This window comes from Aeromicrobium wangtongii (assembly GCF_024584515.1).
Taxonomy (GTDB): Bacteria; Actinomycetota; Actinomycetes; order Propionibacteriales; family Nocardioidaceae; genus Aeromicrobium; species Aeromicrobium wangtongii.
This window is the reverse complement of record NZ_CP102173.1, coordinates 361,803-381,833: the sequence shown is the minus strand read 5'-3', so window position 1 is coordinate 381,833 and position 20,031 is coordinate 361,803. Positions and strand designations below refer to the sequence as shown.

General features: G+C 70.3%; 18 protein-coding genes and 1 tRNA gene. 5 read left to right on the top strand and 14 right to left on the bottom strand.

The window, feature by feature from the left end:
* Positions 1–59: 59 nt before the first annotated feature.
* The 6 genes from NQV15_RS01945 to NQV15_RS01920 all read right to left on the bottom strand — a co-directional run bounded on the left by NQV15_RS01945 (position 60) and on the right by NQV15_RS01920 (position 8,560).
* Complete coding sequence (locus NQV15_RS01945) at positions 60–2,180, bottom strand: acyltransferase family protein (protein ID WP_232403371.1); 2,121 nt, start codon at positions 2,178–2,180, stop codon at positions 60–62.
* A 115-nt stretch (positions 2,181–2,295) separates the two neighbouring features.
* Complete coding sequence (locus tag NQV15_RS01940) at positions 2,296–4,755, bottom strand: glycosyltransferase family 2 protein (RefSeq protein ID WP_232403370.1); 2,460 nt, start codon at positions 4,753–4,755, stop codon at positions 2,296–2,298.
* A gap of 77 nt (positions 4,756–4,832) precedes the next feature.
* Complete coding sequence (locus NQV15_RS01935; RefSeq protein ID WP_232403369.1) at positions 4,833–6,122, bottom strand: class I SAM-dependent methyltransferase; 1,290 nt, start codon at positions 6,120–6,122, stop codon at positions 4,833–4,835.
* Positions 6,119–7,483, bottom strand: a complete 1,365-nt coding sequence (locus tag NQV15_RS01930; RefSeq protein ID WP_404801316.1) for an FAD-binding oxidoreductase — start codon at positions 7,481–7,483, stop codon at positions 6,119–6,121. The genes NQV15_RS01935 and NQV15_RS01930 overlap by 4 nt, the downstream gene beginning before the upstream one ends.
* Positions 7,484–7,560: 77 nt before the next feature.
* Positions 7,561–8,217 carry a pirin family protein gene (locus tag NQV15_RS01925; RefSeq protein ID WP_232403367.1) on the bottom strand — a complete coding sequence of 219 codons (657 nt, stop codon included), beginning with the start codon at positions 8,215–8,217 and terminating at the stop codon, positions 7,561–7,563.
* Positions 8,210–8,560, bottom strand: coding sequence for a metallopeptidase family protein (locus NQV15_RS01920; protein WP_232403366.1), 351 nt, complete (start codon positions 8,558–8,560; stop codon positions 8,210–8,212). The genes NQV15_RS01925 and NQV15_RS01920 overlap by 8 nt, the downstream gene beginning before the upstream one ends.
* Positions 8,561–8,627: 67 nt before the next feature.
* On the opposite strand from NQV15_RS01920, the gene NQV15_RS01915 reads away from it, so the two are divergent.
* From NQV15_RS01915 to NQV15_RS01895, 5 genes are all read left to right on the top strand, one after another.
* A tRNA-Glu gene (locus tag NQV15_RS01915) sits at positions 8,628–8,700 on the top strand.
* A gap of 318 nt (positions 8,701–9,018) precedes the next feature.
* Positions 9,019–9,291 (top strand): SAV_915 family protein, encoded by a 273-nt coding sequence (locus tag NQV15_RS01910; RefSeq protein WP_232403365.1) that lies wholly within the window; start codon positions 9,019–9,021, stop codon positions 9,289–9,291.
* A 154-nt stretch (positions 9,292–9,445) separates the two neighbouring features.
* Complete coding sequence (locus NQV15_RS01905) at positions 9,446–9,889, top strand: hypothetical protein (protein ID WP_232403363.1); 444 nt, start codon at positions 9,446–9,448, stop codon at positions 9,887–9,889.
* 48 nt (positions 9,890–9,937) lie between these two features.
* Positions 9,938–11,851, top strand: coding sequence for a potassium transporter Kup (locus NQV15_RS01900; RefSeq protein ID WP_232403361.1), 1,914 nt, complete (start codon positions 9,938–9,940; stop codon positions 11,849–11,851).
* A gap of 84 nt (positions 11,852–11,935) precedes the next feature.
* Positions 11,936–12,508 carry a hypothetical protein gene (locus NQV15_RS01895; RefSeq protein ID WP_232403357.1) on the top strand — a complete coding sequence of 191 codons (573 nt, stop codon included), beginning with the start codon at positions 11,936–11,938 and terminating at the stop codon, positions 12,506–12,508.
* Between the two features lie 15 nt (positions 12,509–12,523).
* Here NQV15_RS01895 and NQV15_RS01890 read toward each other — a convergent pair whose 3' ends face one another.
* The 8 genes from NQV15_RS01890 to amaB all read right to left on the bottom strand — a co-directional run bounded on the left by NQV15_RS01890 (position 12,524) and on the right by amaB (position 19,932).
* Positions 12,524–13,396 (bottom strand): NAD(P)H-hydrate dehydratase, encoded by an 873-nt coding sequence (locus NQV15_RS01890; protein ID WP_232403355.1) that lies wholly within the window; start codon positions 13,394–13,396, stop codon positions 12,524–12,526.
* Positions 13,393–14,112, bottom strand: a complete 720-nt coding sequence (locus tag NQV15_RS01885; protein WP_232403354.1) for a histidine phosphatase family protein — start codon at positions 14,110–14,112, stop codon at positions 13,393–13,395. The genes NQV15_RS01890 and NQV15_RS01885 overlap by 4 nt, the downstream gene beginning before the upstream one ends.
* 70 nt (positions 14,113–14,182) lie before the next feature.
* Positions 14,183–14,926, bottom strand: a complete 744-nt coding sequence (locus tag NQV15_RS01880) for an MBL fold metallo-hydrolase (RefSeq protein WP_232403353.1) — start codon at positions 14,924–14,926, stop codon at positions 14,183–14,185.
* Positions 14,923–15,510, bottom strand: a complete 588-nt coding sequence (locus NQV15_RS01875) for a hypothetical protein (RefSeq protein WP_232403352.1) — start codon at positions 15,508–15,510, stop codon at positions 14,923–14,925. The genes NQV15_RS01880 and NQV15_RS01875 overlap by 4 nt, the downstream gene beginning before the upstream one ends.
* 13 nt (positions 15,511–15,523) lie before the next feature.
* The gene (locus tag NQV15_RS01870) at positions 15,524–16,672 is read right to left on the bottom strand and encodes a zinc-dependent alcohol dehydrogenase (protein ID WP_232403350.1); all 1,149 of its coding nucleotides are present in this window, start codon (positions 16,670–16,672) and stop codon (positions 15,524–15,526) included.
* A 187-nt stretch (positions 16,673–16,859) separates the two neighbouring features.
* Positions 16,860–17,168, bottom strand: a complete 309-nt coding sequence (locus NQV15_RS01865; protein WP_232403348.1) for a hypothetical protein — start codon at positions 17,166–17,168, stop codon at positions 16,860–16,862.
* Positions 17,169–17,197: 29 nt separating this feature from the next.
* Positions 17,198–18,430 carry a 2-oxoadipate dioxygenase/decarboxylase gene (gene hglS / locus NQV15_RS01860; RefSeq protein ID WP_232403346.1) on the bottom strand — a complete coding sequence of 411 codons (1,233 nt, stop codon included), beginning with the start codon at positions 18,428–18,430 and terminating at the stop codon, positions 17,198–17,200.
* On the bottom strand, positions 18,427–19,932 hold the full coding sequence (gene amaB, locus NQV15_RS01855) for an L-piperidine-6-carboxylate dehydrogenase (protein ID WP_232403344.1): 1,506 nt from the start codon (positions 19,930–19,932) through the stop codon (positions 18,427–18,429). The genes hglS and amaB overlap by 4 nt, the downstream gene beginning before the upstream one ends.
* Between the last annotated feature and the right edge of the window lie 99 nt (positions 19,933–20,031).

Below are 20,031 nucleotides of genomic sequence, written 5' to 3'. Positions count from 1 at the left end.
ATGAGGGTTTGTGGTCGTCCTGGCTGCCGCGAACCCTCATCCTCGGTCTGCCCGGCGGGCTACGGCAGCTTGGCGCCGAAGTCGCCCTTGGAGGCGGTGAACAGGGCGGCAGCGAGCTGCGGCTCGGCGGTGTCGAGGTAGGTCTTGGTCAGGTGCGTGCCCTGGCGGTAGACCAGGACGTTGCCGATCACCGCAGCGCAGCGCTTGCCGCCCGGGCAGATCGTCGACGTCAGGTCCATGACCGCCACACCCGGCACCTGCGCCGCGGCGCGGAGCTGGGCCGGTGCCGCGGACGCCTTGACTGCTCCCTCGAGGCCGAACGAGCAGCGCGCCAGGTCGTCGAGGTGCTGGGCCACGCACTCGTAGACCGGGGCGTTCGGCGGCGACGGGTTGTCCAGCAGCGTGGCCATCGGGATGCCGGCGTCGGTGATGGTCCGCCAGTAGCTGGTCAGGCCGTCGACCATCGCGTCCTCGGTGGAGTCCTTGTCGTCGTTCGCGCCGGGCGGCAGGGCGTCGATGAACCGGTGCGACTCGATGACCAGATCGGGCTTCATCTCCAGGATGTCCTTCAGCACCGTGCGGCCCCAGGCCCGGCAGTCAGCCCGGTTGTCGCGGGCGAACTCCACATCGGCGAAGGTGCACGCGGACTTGGTCAGCTGGACGAGCTTGAAGCCCTCACGCTTGGCGATCGCGGCGAACGTGGGCTGCCACTGCGCCATCTTGGAGTCACCGACGATGACCACCGTTCGCTTCGACGCGGTGTCGCCGTACGGGCACGCCTTCGGCTCGGCGATGCCGTTGTCGACCTGGCAGCCCGATCCGTCGTTGTAGAACGAGGGACGGTCGTCGACCGCCTGGGTGGGCAGCGGACGCATCGTGTCGACCTTGCGGATCGCCGCCCAGTCGACGTCGGCGAAGGCCGGGTCGAGCAGCGCGGCCGCACCGGGGCTGTCGGACCGGTTCGCCTCGTCGACGCCGCCGACGGTGGCCGAGGCGCTCAGCAGCACGCCGACGCCCACACCGATCGCGGTCAGCGCCAGGCCCAGGCCCAGCGCGCGCCCGGTCGGCTTGAAGAACGTCCCGAACCGGACGGGGTTCTCGATGAAGCGGTGGCTCAGGTACGCCGGGACGATCGAGGCGATCATCAGCAGGACGGCCCAGCGCAGCTGCAGATCGGGCCACTTGGCCTGCGCCCCCACGATGATCGGCCAGTGCCACAGGTAGATCGAGTACGACAGGCCGCCGATCCAGACCATCGGCGCCAGGCTCAGCAGCTTCTGCGGCGAGCCGGGCGTCAGCCGCAGCCCGCTCGCGATCATCAGCGCGGCGCCGATCGTCGGCACCAGCGCATTCGTGCCCGGCCAGGTGGTCGACTCGTCGAACATGAACACCGCATAGACGATCAGCGCGATGCCGACCCAGCCGCCGATCGCCCGCAGCATCGCCGGCAGCCGCTCGACCCGCGTCGCGGCCAGCGCCAGCAGGGCGCCGATACCGAGCTCCCAGATACGGGTCGTCGAGACGAAGTAGGCGGTCGCGGGGCTGTCGGCGGTCTGCTGCACCGAGTACGCGAACGAGGCGACGGTCGCGATGCCGAGCACGACGAACGCCCCGCGCTTCCAGCGCCTGGCGGCGACCAGGCCGATGATCAGCATCAGGATCGGCCACACGAGGTAGAACTGCTCCTCGACCGCCAGCGACCAGTAGTGCTGGACGGGTGACTGGCCGACGTCCTCGGCGAGGTAGTCGACCCCACGGTCGGCGAGTCGCCAGTTCACGACGTACAACGCGGCCGACACGATGTCGCCGCCGAAGTCCTTGCGCTGCGTGATGGGCAGGTACAGGTACGCGATGAGCGCGGAGAACGCGAGCACCGTGGCGCTGGCCGGCAGCAGCCGCTTCATGCGCCGGGCCCAGAAGCCGGCCAGGTTCACCCGCCCCGTACGTGAGACCTCACGCGCCAGCAGGCCGGTGATCAGGAAGCCCGACAGGACGAAGAACACGTCCACGCCGACGAAGCCGCCGGCCATGAACGGGACGCCCGCGTGGGCCACCAGCACGGCGCCGACGGCGATCGTGCGCATGCCCTCGATGTCGAGCCGGATCATGCGGCCGTGCTCCGGCTTGGTCAGGGTGCCACCGGGAGCCGCAGGAGCACTGCGTTGCTGTGCGGTGGACATGCTGCGTCCCGTCTGTGCTCGGATTCAGGCTGTGGCTCGGACTCGGTGCCGGGCGATCTGCCCCGGCGGCGTGGGCCTCCGACAGGTTATCCGATGCACCGAAGGACGCGTTTGCTCAGTTCCGCAGGCCGGCGACGAGCTCGACGAAGACCGCCGGGTCGAGCACCGAGCGGACGTAGGCATCGCCCAGCTCCCGCTGGGCCGCGTACGCCGCCGGACGCGCCGCCAGCCCATCGATGGCCGCGCGCGCGTCCTCGGGCCCGGCGAGGACCGCCGCGGTGCCGAAGACCTCGCGGTGACGGGGGTCCACGACCAGCACGGCGCCCGCGGCCAGCGCGCAGGTCATCGGCCAGGTCGGCCCGTCGCCCCACGCCTCGGGCGCGTACCCGAAGCAGATGTCGAGGCCGGCCATGAACTCCTCGACGGGGACGCCGCTGACGATCGTCCAGCTCGCCGGCATCGGGTTCTTGCGGAACAGCTTCGGGACGACCTCGTGGTCGTCGAGCACCCGTACGGCGTACGAGCCGTCGATGGGCAGGTACTGCAGCAGCTTGGCGCCGGGGAGCCGGTTCTTGCCGACCTTCTCCAGACGGGCGGCACCGATGACCGGCGGCTGGTGCACCGTCGCCGGACGGGGCGGTCCCGGGGGCGCCACGGCGATGCCGTGCGGCGGCAGGATCGTGGCGGTGGCCCCGGCCGCCCGCAGGTCGGCGGCGACGCCCTCGTGCGCCGGGAGCCACTCGACGTCCACGCCGAACAGCTCGCGTCCGTGCCGCTCGACGGCGCGGGGGTCGTACAGCGTCCAGCCGTGCTCGCTGGTGCGCGGCGAGGTCGCGGCGGCGACGACCAGCCGGTCGGTCGTGACCCGGACGTCGGCGGCGTCCCGCGGGAACATCAACAGCTCCGGGGAGTCGATCATCGTGAGCGAGGCGTGCACGGGCTCGCTCCACACCAGCCAGCCCAGGCCACGCTCGGCGCGCATGCGGCGCAGGTCGGCGACCGGCTCGCGCCGGGTCCGGTAGGCGTGGCGCAGGTTGATCGCCTGGCCGGCCGCCACCGTCATGCCGGCATCGAGCAGGGCCTGCACGCGACGCGGCGCGCCGTCGTAGCGGTGGATGCCGACCCGCCAGTCGCTCACGTAGGCCACGTCGTAGGTCACCGGCCGGGGCTCCCGGTCGATGAAGCCGGCCGGTGCGGGGAAGGGCCGCGGCCCGTCCGGGTCGATCCGCGGCGACGCCTCGCCCGCGGCGATGCGCTCGTGCCAGTACGCGTAGGAGGCCCCGTAGAACTCGCGCGTCGGCGCCCACCAGCCGAAGGAGAAGTCGTCGCGGGACAACGAGTCGGCGGTCAGCTGGGCCGCCGCGAGGACGTCCGGCAGCACGACCAGTGCGTCCTCGCCGTACGTGGCGACCAGTCGGTCACGGAACTCCGAGTCGGCGTCCTTGCGGACGGTGTCGAACCCGCCGAGGCGCTCGACGACCGGCTCACGCCGGAACATCATCGACGAGGCGTTGACGCGGGTCGCCTGGTAGCCGACACGGTTGAGGACCAGCTCGGGCGTCATCCGCACCCACGAGCTCAGCGATGCGATGGCGTCCGGGCGTCCGGCCAGCGCGGCGACCTGGCGGGCGATCCGTTCGGGGTGCGACCAGTCGTCGGAGTCCTGGAAGGTCACCAGCTCACCGCGGGCACGGGCGATCGCGTGGTTGCGCACCTGGTACGTGCCGGAGTTGCGCGGCATGCGCAGCACCGTGATGCGCGGGTCCCACCCGGCGGCCGCCTCGATCGTGGCGGTGAACTCGGCCGGTGAGCAGTCGTCGACGACCAGCAGCTCCAGGTTCGTCCAGGTCTGGGCCAGGATCGAGCGCACGGATGCCTCGAAGCTCGCGTCGGGGCGGTAGACCGACATGATGACGCTGACCAGCGGCTGCCCGGTCACCTCCGGCGGCGGTGCGGCGACCGCGAGCCGGTCGAACGGACGACCGCTGCCGGGGCGGAGGTGCACCGGCGCAGCGTCTGCCGCGGAGAAGATCTTGGTGAACGACGCACTCCACGCCTCGGCGTCGAACGCCTCGCCGGTGGTGGCCGGGCCGAGCCGGTCGGTGTCGACGATCCAGCGCAGGTGGTCGTCGACCAGGTCGGGCTCGGCGGCCATCAGCTGGTCGAGGTAGGCGAGCTCACCGGCGGCGAGATTGGTCTGCACCAGCAGCCGCGGGAAGCTGGTCGGCTGGTCGTCCAGCGTGCCGAGGGCGTGCGCGAACCGGTGCATGCGGGCCGACAGCGCGTAGCTGCCCTGCCAGTACCGCTTGCCGACCAGCGTCTGGGCCAGCGCACCGACGGCACGGGGCAGGTAGGCCGCCGCGAGCTCGTCGGGCAACCGCTGCGCCCCGGTGGCCACGAACCGGTCGCACGCCGCCAGCACGGCGGCGAAGTCGTCGCGGCCGTCGGTGGCCATCAGCGCCAGCAGGTCGAGCATCCCCGGCGTCCCGTAGCGGAGCGCGTGGGCGGCCACCGCATACGGGTCGACGTCGATGTAGGCCAGCTGGTCGCGCAGCACCTGGAGGTCGTCGGTCACGCGTACTCCCCGCTCAGAACTCGTCCGTCGACCAAGAGCCTAGACCGGCCCGCCGCCGGCGTCCCCGTCGGCGGGCGTCAGCTGAGCCAGGTGGGACGCAGCGGCCAGTCGGCGTTGCCGAGGCGGTCGGGCTTGACCGCCAGGACGTGGTGCAGCTCGATCTCGTTGCGCTCGAAGGCCAGGCGCGACCCGGCCATGTAGAGACCCCAGACCTTCGCCCGTCCGAGCGACACCTCCTCGAGCGCCTCGTCCCAGTTCTTGACCAGGTTGTCGTTCCAGCCCTTGAGGGTCAGGGCGTAGTGCTCACGCAGGTTCTCGACGTGACGCACCTCCAGGCCCGCGTCCTGGGCGGCCATCGTGATGCGGCCGACGCCGGTCAGCTCACCGTCGGGGAACACGTAGCGGTCGATGAAGGCGCCCGTCGACGTGATCTTGTTGTTCGGCCGGGTGATGCAGTGGTTCAGCAGGCGTCCGCCGACGCGGATCCGGCTCCGCAGGAAGCTGAAGTACTCGTCGTACTGCTTGACCCCGATGTGCTCGGTCATGCCGATCGAGCTCAGCGCATCGAAGCCGTCCTCGGTGATGTCGCGGTAGTCGCCGTAGCGGACCTCGGCCAGGTCCTCCAGGCCCTGGCGCTTGATCTCCTCCTGCGCCCACGCGGCCTGCTCGCGCGACAGCGTCACGCCGAGCGCCTTGACGCCGTAGTGCTTGGCCGCGTGGCGGACCATGCCGCCCCAGCCGCACCCGACGTCCAGCAGCCGCTGGCCGGGCTTGAGGTCGAGCTTGCGCGCGATGAGGTCGTACTTCTCGTGCTGCGCCTCCTCCAGCGTCGACTCCCGCGTGGGGAAGACCGCACAGGTGTACGTCATCGACGGGCCGAGCACGAGCTCGTAGAACCGGTTCGAGACGTCGTAGTGGTGCTGGATCGCCTCGGCGTCGCGCCGCTTGTTGTGCCGCATGCCCTCCAGCGCACGGCGCCACTTGGGCAGGTGCTCCTCGGCCGGCGGCGGCGGGGGCTTGAGGGTGCCGAAGCCCAGGCTCCGCATGATCTGCAGCATCTCGGCGGCGGACGGGATCTTGAAGCGCAGCTGGCTCATCAGGAGCGCCATCGCCTCGTAGGGATCGCCCGGGTGGGTGCCGTCGAGCTCGAGGTCGCCGGCGACGTACGCCCGGGCGAAGCCCAGGTCGCCGGGAGCGGTCATCAGGTACGACAGGCCGCGCTCGTTGAGCAGCCGGAGCGTCAACGGGGCGTCGACCGGACCGGCGACGCTCCCGTCGAAGGCCTCGAACCGGAACGAGATCTCGTCCTTCATGAGTCGGCCCAGCGCATCGGCGATGGACAGACGTACTCCTACATCTGTGGTCATGAGTTCCTCACTGCCTTCTCGAACAGGGTGCTCAGCCTGCTGTCGGGGTCGTACGTCGATCGCACGGCAGCGAGCACGTCTCCGCCGTACATCCGGTCGAACGTCACCTGGTCGTAGAAAGCTTCGGAGTACAGCGACTTGTGCCCGCCCAGGGCGTGCACGGCGTCCTCCACCTTGCGGTTGATCAGGCCCTCGGGAGAGCCGGCCGGCACCTCGACGGTGCCCCAGAACCCCGCGTTGACGTAGATCGCGCCGGGCGCGAGCGGGTAGACCGGCCACGCGCGGGTCGTCCGCAACGGACACAGCCACACCGGCCGCATGCCGACCTCGGCGTCGAACCACTCGAGGAACTCCGGCACCTTGTCCAACGGCACCTCGATGTCCTGGATGACGCGTTCGCGGCCGGGGATCTTCTTGATGCGGTCCAGCGTCTTGATGATGCCGAGCTTCTCGTCCAGGCCGACGATCTTGTGGAAGACGTCGCTGCGGCGGTACCGGCGGGGCCAGATGCGGCGGATCCACGGGTTCTGCGCGCCGAAGGCTCCCGAGCACCAGAACCAGTCGGTGTCCCAGCGCCAGATGTAGTCGTTCATCGTCAGCGCATCGGTCTCGCGCTGCTGGATCGAGCGGTAGTAGATCTGACGGCCGGTGTAGTCGCTGACGCCTGCCGGCGTCGTGTCGCTGAAGTGCGCCAGCGTCAGGTAGATCTCGTCGGGGCTGAACGCGGTGCCGTCGAGCCCGTCGACCCGCTGGCCGAGCCACTCACCGGTCTCGGCGATGTCCTGGATCGCCTTGACGGCCTGGGCGGCGTCGGCCATGCGGACGTGGCGCAGCGTGACGAACGGCGGGACCTTCTCCAGCTTGATCCTCAGGCGCGTGGCGTAGCCCAGGCTGCCGTAGGAGTTGGGGAACGCCTCGAACAGGGCGGCGTGCTCGTTGTCGGGCGTGGCCGTCACGATCTCGCCCCCGCCGGTCAGGATGTCCATCTCCACGACGGACTCGTGAGGCAGGCCGTTTCGGAAGGAGGTCGACTCGATGCCGAGACCGGTCACCGCCCCGCCGAGAGTGATGGTCCGCAGCTGCGGCACGACGTACGGGATGAAGCCCAGCGACAGGGTCGCCGCGACGAGGTCCTCGTAGGTGCAGACACCCTGCACGTCGGCGGTCGCGGCCGCGGTGTCGATCGCGATGACGCCGTCGAGGCCACTGACGTCCAGGCCCGGCGCCTCGTTGGCGGCGCGTGGCCTGAACAGGTTGGAGGTCTTCTTGGCGAGGCGCACGCGTGCGCCCGCGGGAATCGACTCGTAGGACCTCAGGAGCCGATCGACAGCCTCAGCGTGCGCATTCCAGCCTCTCACCATCTCAGACTATGGCCTGAATGTTGCGGGGACGAGTCCCACCCCGTTGCAGGACGCAACAACAATGCGCCACCGACCACTCAGTCCAGCTGCCACACCAGGGCGGACGCCGGCCCGTGCGCGGCGAGGACGTGCTCCCCCTCGCCGGTGCTGCGCAGCTCGTCGCCCGCCTCCAGATCGACGCCGCCACTGCTCAGCGCCCCTGACGTGACGATCACCAGGCTGCGGTGGGCGGCCGGGACGGTGACCCGCTGTCCCGGGTCCAGCCACACGACGAACAGCTGCCCGGCGGCGTGCACGTCAACGGTCGGGGTCAGCCGTCCGGGAGCGGGGTCGACGTCGACCTGCGCGTACTCCGGCGGGCCGTCGTGGTCCGAGCGCAGCATCATCTGCACGAACACGAGGGGCTCGTCGGTCGAGGCGTTGCGCTCGGAGTGCTCGACGCCGGTGCCCGCGCTGAGCCGTTGTGCCGTGCCGGGACGCACCAGCCCGGCCTGACCCGTCGAGTCCTCGTGCCGCAGCACCCCTTGCAGGACCCAGGTGACGATCTCGACATCGGCGTGCCGGTGGGTGTCGTAGCCGCCACCGGGGGCGATGTGCTCGGTGTTGATCGCCATGACCGGCCCGAAGCCGATCTGCTCGGGGTCGTAGTGGACGCCGTAGGAGAAGCTGTGCCAGGTCTGCACACCGTCGCCGACGGTGTGGAACCGCTCCGCCGCCCGGCGGACCTCAGGCATAGCCGAGCTCGTGCAGGCGGTCGTCCTCGATGCCGAAGTGGTGCGCGATCTCATGCACGACGGTGATGCGCACCTCCTCCACCACATCGTCCTCCGTCTCGCAGATCTGCAGGGTCGGGTTGCGGTAGACGAAGATGCGATCGGGCATGACGCCCGCGTACGTCCCGTCGCGCTCGGTCAGCGGAATTCCGTCGTAGAGGCCGAGCAGGGTGGGGTCATCGGCCGGGGCGTCGTCCTCGATGAACAGCACGACGTTGTCCAGCAGGTCGGCCAGCTCGTCGGGCACGGCGGCGAATGCGGCCTCCACCAGCTCGGCGAACCGGTCCTCGCTCACCTCGATCATGAACCCATCCTGCCCGACGCGGTGTGACGCCGGAACGCGTCACCGTCTATGCTGAACGGGTTTTCTGGCCCCCATCGTCTAGCGGCCTAGGACGCCGCCCTTTCACGGCGGTAGCACGGGTTCGAATCCCGTTGGGGGTGCTTCGAGGTCGGGAAGAGCAAACCGGCCCGCTGACTGTTTAACGGACCGGCCGCCCGATGAGGCTTTACCCAGATCGTGACGGTCCCAGCACCGAGCAGGTCGGCGGGACCTTCAGCCCGGCCCGAGTCGCACCGTCCGACCGTGACACCTGAGGCGCCTGGGTCCAGCCCCCACCCGCCGGATCGTCGCTCCCGTCCCGGTGAGAAGACGTATCGCATCAAGGCCGCGCAGAGATCGCGTCAAGGCACTGACCGGCCGCGGCCGGCGCTCCTACATTCGGCAGGTCAGACATCCACGAATGAAGGAGCACCACCCCCATGGACACACTGGTCGTCCCGGTCCGCCACTCGCCGTTCGGCACCCTGACCCCCTTGACGGCCCGCCAGAGGAACGGCACCCGGGTGGGGCTCGCCTACAGCTCGATCGCCGCACTCGAGGCCGTGCAGCCGGCACAGCCCTGGATCCGGCTCAGCGAGGGCGCGCTGCACGCCCTGCTGTCACCCCTCGGCGTGGGGACCATCCAGATCGATCCGCAGCTGATCGTGGCGGACGTGCGCAGCACGGCGCCGCACCGGCCGATCTGCGTCTGAGCGCGGACCGTCCGGGACGACCCGCGGCACGGCGTCAAGGTGTCGTCAAGATCGCGTCAAGCCTCTTCTCGGCCCCGGAGCCGCTGCCTACGTTGACGTCATGTCCACCCGATCGGCGCCCTCAACAGCTCACTCGACAAGACACATCCCGCCCATGCCGTCGCGTCGGCCCGTCATGGGGGTCGTCCCGCTGGGTGCGGTCGACGACCGCGCACGGACGGCGCTCAGCACGGCGTGGTCCATGATGTCCGGCAACCGCCTGATCGCGGTGCACGTCAACGACGGGCCCGAGGACGAGCGGGACTTCATCCGCCGGTGGGAGCTGTGGGAGCCGGGCATCCCGCTCGTGCTGCTTGCCCACCTCCCGTGCGACGGCGAACCGGTGTCGGTCTCGATCGCGGACTACCTGACCCGCCGGCACCGGGCCTACCAGACCATGGTGGTGATCACGGAGCACGATCCCGCCGGCCCCATCGGGAGGCGGCCTGCCCATCCGACGCGCGGCGACGCACTGGAGGCCGCGCTGCTGCCCCTGCCCCACGTCGTGGTCTGCCGCCAGCGACTCGTCGCGCCCGATCCGGGCGGGGTCCGCGGCTGAGGTGGCAAAGCGTCCAGACGCGAAGACAATTGCGCCTAGGTTGGCCAGATGACCTCTGTCCGCTCCCCGAAGAAGGACGTCCTGCGCCTGGCCGTTGTCGTCGGGGCACTCGGGGTCGTCTTCGGCGACATCGGCACCAGTCCCATCTACACGATCCAGACGGTCTTCAACCCCGAGGACCCGCACCCGGTGCCGGTCAGTGATCCGAACGTCCTGGGCGTGGTGTCGCTGATCCTGTGGTCGATCACGCTGATCGTCACGATCACCTACGTCTTGCTCGCGCTGCGGATCGACCATGACGGCGAGGGTGGGATCATGGCCCTCATCTCGCTGCTCCGCCGCTGGGCAGGCACCCAGAAGACCGGCGCGGCCGTGACGCTCGCCGCCCTGGGCGTCTTCGGCGCGGCACTGTTCCTCGGCGACAGCATGATCACCCCGGCGATCTCCGTGCTGTCGGCGGTCGAGGGCTTCAAGACCATCGACCCCGGCTTCGAGCCGTGGATCGTGCCCGTGACAGCGGTGATCATCGCCGTGCTGTTCTCGGTGCAGCGGCAAGGCACTGCCAGGGTGGGCCGGCTCTTCGGCCCCGTCATGATCGCCTGGTTCACCGTGATCGGCGCCTGTGGCACCTGGGGCATCACGAAGGACGCGGCCATCCTCAAGGCCATCTCCCCGACCTACGCGATCGACTTCCTCGCAGGGAACTTCGAGTACGCCTTCTTCTCGCTGGCCGCGATCGTCCTGGCCGTCACGGGCGCCGAGGCCCTGTACGCCGACATGGGGCACTTCGGCCGTCGGCCGATCTCGGTCGGCTGGCTCTTCCTGGTGTTTCCCGCCTGCGCCCTGAGCTATCTCGGGCAGGGTGCGCTGATCCTGTCCGACTCCGACAACATCAGCGCCCCGTTCTTCCTGCTCGCGCCGGGATGGGCTCGCATCCCGCTCATCGTGCTGGCGTGCGCCGCCACCATCATCGCCTCGCAGGCCGTCATCACCGGCGCCTTCTCCGTCGCGTCGCAGGCCGCGCAGCTCGGGTACCTGCCGCGCCTGCGCATCCTGCACACGTCGCGCTCCGCCCACGGCCAGATCTACGTCCCGTGGGTCAACTGGCTGCTGCTCGTCTCGGTGCTGACGCTCGTGTTCGCCTTCCGCAGCTCCGCGGCGCTGGCCTACGCATTCGGCATGGCGGTGACGGGCACCATCACGATCACCACGATCCTGTTCTTCTACGTCGCCCACCGCACCTGGTCGACGCCGGTATGGCTGCTGGCCCTGGCCGCCGTGCCCCTGCTGGCGCTCGACGCGCTGCTCATCGCGGCGAACCTGACGAAGCTCGTGCACGGCGCGTGGCTTCCGCTGGCCATCGCCATCTCGTTCTTCACCATCATGACGACCTGGCAGCGCGGACGTCAGCTCGTCACGGCGCGACGCGAGCGCCTGGAGGGCCCGCTGCTCGAGTTCGTCGCCGAGATCGGCGGCGACGAGGGCCGCCCGACGGTCGTCCCGGGCACGGCGATCTTCCTGAACCGCGGCGCGACGGCCCCGCTCGCCCTGCGAGCCAATGTGGAGCGCAACCACGTCCGGCACGAGCACGTCGTCATCCTGACGGTGGACGTCCAGACGGTCCCACGGGTCGCGGACGCCGACCGCCTGCAGGCCGACCCGCTCGGCCGGCCGGAGGACGGAATCACCCACGTGGTCGTCCGGTTCGGATATGCGGAGACCCTGGACGTCCCGGCGGCGCTCGCCAGGCTCACCCCGCAGCAGACCGAGGGTCCGATCGACCTCGAGGACGCGACGTACTTCCTGTCCCGCATCGAGCTGCGCGCCAGCACCCGGCCGGGCATGGCCAAGTGGCGCAAGCGCCTGTTCATCGCCACGTCCCACGTCACGGCTGACGCTGCGGATCACTTCGGGCTGCCCCGCGACCGGGTCGTCATGCTGGGTTCCCACGTCGACGTGTGAGCGCCTGCAAGGATCCCGCCAAGATCGTGACAGGGTCCCGTCAACTGCCTAGCACCCGGATCGGGGCGGCACCAGCATCGTCGTGTGACCATCTTCCGCCACGAGCCCGACCACCGGCTCGACCTCGTCCGCCAGAGCCTCCGCCACACCTCCGAGGCGTGGGAGCACGGGATGAGCGCTGCGCTCGACCACGACCTCGTCGCCGCCAGACAGGTCATGCGGGGAGCCTCGGCGCGGCGTTCCATGCTGCACACCGCGCACGAGCAGCTCCAGTGGGCTGACGCGGCCCACCGCCCGGTGTTGATCCGCCCAGCCACGTCGATCGACGTCGTGGCGGATCTCGTGCGCATCAACCGCCTCCTGAGCCAGCTGGCGCAGTCGGTCATCGTGGTCCCCGAGGCCGGCGGGCTCATCGGTGCAGAACGGACCGACGTCGACGTGGCCCGTCGCGTCGGCACGTGCCGCCTGGCGTACTTCGCCGACGCGGTGCCGCGCCCCCGGATCGACCGGGAGTACATCACCGCCGGCCACGACCTGCTCGACGCCCTGGCCGATCTCGCCGAGTGCTCGCCGCCACGCGGGACGACCCCCGACATCTGCCTGGCCCTGATGATCCGGCTCGTCGAGACGTCCCGTCACGTGACCCGGATCGCCTGAGCCCCGCCGGCCCGCTCAGACCTCCAGGGCCGCCAGTGCCGGCGCGATGCCGTCGACGATCTCACGGGCCAGATAGCTCGTCCGCCCCCGTTCGACCGCCAGCCGCTGCCCGGCCGCGGCGTGGACGTTGATCCCCCAGCAGGCGGCCTGGGACGGTTCGGCGCCGCGCGCCAGCAGCCCGCCGACCATGCCTGCGGCGACGTCCCCGCTGCCGGAGGTGCCGAGGCCGCTGCCCGCGGTCTCGTCGCGCCACGCGCCGCCGACCGGACCGGCGATGTGGCCGAACAGGGAGACCACGCAGCCGTACTTCTGGGCGATCTCCGCCGCCTCCGCGTCGAGGTCGTCGGACAGCTCCCGGTCGAGCAGCCCGGCGCCCTCGCTCTGGTTGGGTGTCAGCACCACCCGGTCGGCGCATCCCTCGAGCACCTCCGGACGTCTCGCGACCGAGGCCAGCGCGCACGCATCGACCACAGCTGCGGAGTCGTCGCCGAGCGCGCCGAGGACCGCGGCCAGCAGCTGGTCCGTCTCGTCACCGTCGAACAGGCCGGGGCCGACGACCACGACATCGGCCGACGACACCAGGTCGAGCAGCTGCTGCGGGGGCTCGGCGGCCACATTGCCCATCGGGGTCTCCGGCAGGCCGATCACCATCGCCTCGGGGACGGCGACACCCAGGGCCGGCGCCGTGCTCTCGCTCGTGGCGATCTGCAGCTTGCCCGCTCCCGCCCGCATGGCCGCGGTCCCCGCCAGGATCACGGCGCCGGGCGTCGAGCGCGAGCCGCCGATGACCAGGACGGTGCCGCGTGAGCTCTTGTCGCCCTGCGGGCTCGGCAGAGGCCACTCGCGCAGGAATGCGGGGGTCAGCGACACCACCTCGCGGGCGCTCACGCGACCGGCTCCTCTGCGGTGGGACGGGTGCTGTCATCACCCTCGAGATGTGTCACGTCGTTGAACCTCTCCCGGTGCCACCCGTGGTCGTCCTTGATCCAGCTGCTCAGCGAGGCATTGCTGACCGGCATCTTCTTGGCCTCCTCCATCAGGACGTGCTCGTCCAGGTCCTCCAGGACGTAGCGGACCAGCGCGACGACGACGTCGTGCGCGACGACCAGGACCCGCTGGGCGGGGAGGTCCTGCTCGATCTCGCGCAGGACCATGCGCAGCCGCAACGCCACATCGGTCCACGACTCGCCGCCCGGCGGCCGGTAGTAGAACTTGCCGTGGTGCCTGCGGCGCTCGGCCTCCTGCGGGAACTCCGCCCGGATGCCCTCGACGGTGTGCAGGTCCAGGATGCCCAGGTCGCGGTCGCGCAGCCGTTCGTCGATGCGCATCGGCACCTCCAGACCGCTGGTGGCGATCTCGGCGGTCTCGCGGGCGCGCAGGAACGGCGAGGCCAGCACCAGCTCGGGCCGCTCGGACCCGGGCATCCGTGCGAGCCGTCGGCCGAGGCTCTCGGCCTGGCGCCGGCCGAGATCGGACAATGGCACATCCGCCTCCCGCTCGGTGATCTCGATGAGATCGAGCCCGTCCCGGGCCGCATCCCTGGCTGCGATGTTCGCGGTGCTCTCGCCGTGCCGTACCGCACCGATCCACAGGTTGTGATCCATGCCCGTTGCCATACCCCAGGCTGCGCGCTCCAACCGGTGAGGCAGCGCTCGCCGCCCCCTCGGGCGGAACCTAGGGCAGCGGGGCCGCCTCCGCCACGGCCGCCGCCTCGGCAGCCCCCCGCCGCCACACCTGGCCGTGTCCCGGGGCGACGAAACGGGCCTCGACCGCACCGATCTGCCGCAGGGACACCTTCGCCACCGCCGCGTCCTGGGTCCCGGCCTGCGCCACGATCCGCGGACCGGTACGACCCGTGTAGGGGTCCAGCGTGACCAGGGCGTCACCGGTGAAGATGACGTCCCGCGAAGGCATCCGGATCGCGCAGTGCCCGTCGGTGTGGCCCGGGGTCGCGATGACGGTGGGCGCCCCGGGCAGGTCCAGCGCGTCGCCGTCGGCGAACGAGTACACCGCTTCGGCACCCCGCACCCGCAGCGCCCCGGCCGCGACCATCGACGTCAGGTGCGGCACGGAGCGCGGGTACCGCAGCGGGTACAGCAGCCGCGGACGTCCCGGGTGGTAGCGGTACGGATGCTGCACGATGCGCCGGTCCCCCGGGTGCACCCAGGCCGGGACACCGTGCTCGGCGGCGGCCCTGGCCAGGATGCCGATGTGGTCGAAGTGCCCGTGCGTCAGGACGATCCCGGCGACGTCGTGCCAGGTGTGCCCGAGGGAACGCAGCAGCTGGGTCGTCTCGGCCCACATGCGGGGCAACCCCGCATCGACCAGCGTCACCGCGCCGTCGTCCGGCACGACGTACAGGTTCGTTCCGGCCGATGTCACGCAGTGCACCCCCGGCGCGGCATCCATCGTGATCATGCAGGATCCGTCGCGCGCGCCTTCGTCCGAGCGATCCGGCGTGCTGCCTTGACCGCGATCGTGGCACCGACGACCCACGGGCCGGCCACCAGCACCGGATCGATCCACTGGTGCCGGGTGTCGACCCGGTTGCCGCGACGCGACGACAAGCCGTGGTGCGTGAGCTCGGCGCGGATGCCGGTCTCGCTGATCGGGTTGTCCGGACGCAAGGTCGCCAGCGAGCGCAGGTGGGCGCCGGTCGAGTCGATGCGATCGGCCCCCAGCAGCAGGAGCCAGTGTGCGGCCCGGGCCTCGCTGAAGCGTGCGTAGGCGAAGCGGCGCACCGCGCCCGAGACGCCGTGCAGCGGAGCCGAGGTGCCGAACACCGGTGGCAGGAACTCGTGCTCGATCGAGCGCTCGCGGAAGCCGTGGGCGGTCTGGCGCTCCGGGAAGTCCCAGTGGGCCCCGGTCGCATCCGGGTCGTAACGCTCCTGCGGGAAGGCGGGACGGTCGGCCGGGTCCAGGTCCACGCCCCAGCCGGGGATCTGCGCTCGCAGCTGGTCGCTGGAACGGGCAAGCGGCGGTTTGCGGGCGGTGTAGGTCATGTCGGTGCCTCTCTCAGCCGGCGCTCGGGACGATGAGCGGCTTGATGACGTTGTCGAGCTTGGCCGAGAAGATGTGATACCCCTCGGCGATGTGCTCCAGCGGGATGCGGTGGGTCACGATGTCGTTGGGCTTGAGGTGGCCGTTCTTGATGTGCTCGAACAGCCGCGGCCACTGCCGCTTGGCGGGACACTGGTTCATGTTGAGCGTCAGGCCCTTGTTGAGCGCGTCACCGAACTTGACCGCGCTGAACATCGGGCCGTAGGCGCCCATCACCGAGACGGTGCCGCCCTTGCGGACGGAGTCGATCGCCCAGTTCAGCGCGACCGGCGAGCCGCCCTGCAGCTTGAGCTTGGCCGAGGTGACGTGCTGGATGAAGTTGCCGTCCGCCTCGGCGCCCACCGCATCGATCACCACGTCGGCGCCCAGGTAACCGGTGGCCTTCTTCATCTCCACGACGATGTCCTTGTGCTCGGCGAAGTTGAAGGTCTCCGCGTGGGCGAACTCGCGGGCCTTCTCCAGCCGGTACTCGAGGTGGTCGATCACGATGACCCGACCGGCGCCCATGAACCACGCCGACTTGGCGGCGAACAGCCCGACCGGACCGGCGCCGAACACCACCACGGTGTCGCCCTCGACGATGTCGCCCAGCTGGGCGCCGAAGTAGCCGGTGGCGAGTGCGTCGGTGCACAGCAGCGCGTCCTCGTCGTCCATCCAGTCCGGGATCAGCGAGGGACCGACGTCGGCGAACGGCACCCGGACGAACTCGGCCTGGCCGCCGTCGTACCCGCCGCAGGTGTGCGAGTAGCCGTAGATGCCGCCGACCGCCGTCGCATTCGGGTTGACGTTGTGGCAGTTCGAGTACAGGCCGCGGGCACAGAAGTAGCAAGACCCGCAGTAGACGTTGAACGGCACCATGACACGGTCGCCGGGCTTCAGGTTCTGCACCGAGGAGCCGACCTGCTCGACGACCCCGATGAACTCGTGGCCGAAGGTGTGGCCGACCCGGGTGTCGGGCATCATCCCGTGGTACAGGTGCAGATCGGAGCCGCAGATCGCAGCGAGAGTGACCCGGATGATGGCGTCATTGGGGTGCTCGATCGCCGGGACGTCCTTCTCCTCGACCCGCACCTTGTACGGACCGCGATAGACCATGGCCTTCATGCAGGCTCCTTCGTCGATGTAAATCGGTTGCCGACAGCCCTGCCCATACCCTCAGCGCGGCGACTCCAGACAGGTCGACGCGAGCCCGATGTTTGAGATCGGCCGTCCCGGGTACTTGGTCCTTGTCGCACCACGAAGACGGCGGACCCCGGGCTTACGCAGACCGATCTGGGTCCGCCGCTTCATGTCAGTCGAGCTGGTCCTTCGGACCCAGCTTCTCCTCGGCGCTGGCCTTGAAGACGGTCAGCACAAGGGGCACGGCCGCGGCGATGATGGCCAAGGGGATCAGGGCCAGCAGCCACTGGTTCGACAGACGACCGGTGTTCACCAGGACCGCCAGGACGATCACCAGCAGCACGACGACGGCGATGACCAGCATCCCCCAGCGCCACGCACCGCGACCGGCTCCCAGCTTGTGGGTCATCGGCGGGTTGAGCCAGGGCTTCTTCGGGCTTCCGGTCCAGTGATCGTCGGGTTGGTCCTCGGAGTCATCCATCATCAGGGCGTACCCCTGACCCAGATGCGTCAATCCCCTCGACCTGCCGAGCGCTCGGCGGCGTACAGGTCGTACGGGTCGTGCAGCTCGCGGCCGAGCACGTCCCGCATCCAGGGCGCATCGCGGCGCGCTGACCGTTCGCCGGCGTTCGAGCGGCCCTCGCCGGTCAGGTTCGACGCGAAGATGCCGGCCGCGGACTTGGGCAGGAAGTCCTCGTACACGATCGGCCGCAGGCCGCCCGCCTCGTCGCGGGTGTAGTAGGCCAGGTCCAGGGCGTCGAGCTGCTCGTCGGTGTCCGGCAGCGCGGCGATCCCGTGGTCGTCGTACGCCTGACGACCGGTGGGCGTCAGCGCGACACCGCGCTGCTCGACCTCGCCGAAGCGCACCCGCAACGAGTCCACGACGATGCTGCCGTCCGGCTCGCGGAACCGGCGCGGTTCGGCCAGCGCCCGGAAGGACGTCTGCCGCAGCAGGACATCCGGTTGGTCCGTGCGGGGCGGCCCCTGGATGCGGTCGATCATCTCGATGCCGCGCTCCCCCATCCGGCGGTACAGCTCGTCGATGTCCAGCACCCGCGGGGTCAGGTGGTTGATGTGCGTCGAGGCGACGCCACCGATGTCGGCCGCGACGCTCGAGACCTCCTCGAGCCGGGAGTACCAGGCGCGGTCGACGGGCTCGGGCGACAACGCGAAGGCCGCGGTGGCGAGCTCGATGAAGCGCTCGCCCTGCTCCGCGGTGAGCCGGTGCTGCTGCTCCATGAGATCAGCGAGCTCGAGCAGCTCACCGGGAAAGAGTGTTCGCGCGGCCAGGAACTCGGTGAGCTCGGCCTCGAGCCGGGCGTCGAAGAACCGCCGGTCGTCGACGACCAGCAACGAGGTGAACACCCGGAACGGGTTCTGGGCGAGCTCGTCACGATCCAGCGGACGGAACGCCGTCGAGACGACGGGAATCGCCGGCGTCGCATCGCGCAGATCGTAGAAACCGACCGGGTACATGCCGCAGGCACCGAAGATGCGGGCCACCTGCGCCAGCTCCTGCGGCGTCCCGAGCCGGATCGCGCCGTGCCGCTCGGCCGTCACCCGCTCGATCGATCCGAGCCGCTCGGCATCAGGATCCGCTGCCAGGACGTCGCGGTTGACCTGCTCCGACACCTCGACGAGGGTCGTGTAGGCCGGGACCTCCGTGCCGTAGAGCTGCGAGAGGGACCGGGCGAGGTCCGTACGCAGCCTGGTCGGCGTGACGGCATCCCCGTCGGGGCTCACCCGAACTCCACGCCTTGTGCCAGCGGCAGCTCGGTGGAGTAGTTGATCGTGTTCGTCGAGCGGCGCATGTAGGAGCGCCACGCGTCCGATCCGGACTCGCGTCCACCGCCGGTCTCCTTCTCGCCACCGAAGGCACCACCGATCTCCGCGCCGGAGGTGCCGATGTTGACGTTGGCGATGCCGCAGTCCGAGCCGACGACCGACATGAACAGCTCGGCCTCGCGGACGTCGAGGGTGAAGATGGCCGACGACAGCCCCTGGGCGACATCGTTGTGCAGCGTCAGGGCGTCGGTGAAGTCGCGGTAGGTCAGCACGTACAGGACCGGCGCGAAGGTCTCGGCCTTGACGACATCGGTCTGCGCGGGCATGTCGACGATCGCCGGCCGGACGTAGAACCCGCCGCCCTCGACGTCGACCTGCTCGCCGCCGGTCACCAGCTTCCCGCCGTCGGCCTCGGCCTGGGCGACGGCCGCGCCGAAGGCCTCGAACGCCGGCTGGTCGATCAGCGGTCCGACCAGGGTCGAGGCCTCCAGCGGCGACCCGATCGACAACGTCTCGTACGCTGCGGTCAGCCGCGCCACCAGATCGTCCTTGATGGACTCGTGGACGATGATGCGGCGCAGGCTCGTGCACCGCTGACCGGCCGTCCCGACCGCGGAGAACACGATGCCGCGCACCGCGAGGTCCAGATCCGCCGAGGGCGCGATGATCGCGGCATTGTTGCCACCGAGCTCCAGCAGGCTCCGCCCCAGCCGGGCGGCGACTCGTGGTGCGACCTCCTTGCCCATCCGGGTCGACCCGGTGGCCGACACCAGCTGGACCCGTGGGTCGTCGACCAGCACCTCGCCCACGGCGCGGTCGCCGACCAGGACCGCCGACAGGCCCTCGGGGACGCCTGCCCTGCGGGCCGCCTCGGTGGCCAGCGCCTGACAGGCCAGAGCCGTCAGGACCGTCTTCTCCGACGGCTTCCACACGACCGCATCGCCGCAGACGAAGGCGAGCGCGGCATTCCACGACCACACCGCCACCGGGAAGTTGAACGCCGAGATGACACCCACGACGCCGAGCGGGTGCCACTGCTCCATCATCCGGTGACCCGGGCGCTCGGTGGCGATCGTGAGGCCGTGGAGCTGACGCGACAGCCCGAGCGCCAGGTCGCAGATGTCGATCATCTCCTGGACCTCGCCGAGTCCCTCGGACACGATCTTCCCGGCCTCGATCGACACCAGCGCGCCGAGATCGTCCTTGTGCTCGCGCAGCAGACCGCCCAGCTCGCGCACGAACTGGCCCCGCACCGGGGCCGGGACGACGCGCCACTGCTCGAACGCGGCGTGGGCCCGGCCGATGACCTCCGCGGCCTCGGCCGGCGAGTGCGGACGGAGCCGTCCCAGCTCGCTGCCGTCGATCGGCGAACGGCTCACGAGCTCGCCGCCGGGCTCGAAGGGATCGCCGACCCCCAGCCGGTCGAGGATCTGCAACGTGCGCACTGCGATGTCGGTCATGGGTGCCTTTCGGGGCGGGGATGCATCAATTCATTCTGTCCGGCCCAAGCCGGTTCCGATAGCCACTACGCTGTGCGGGACTTCCCCACCGAATCCAGA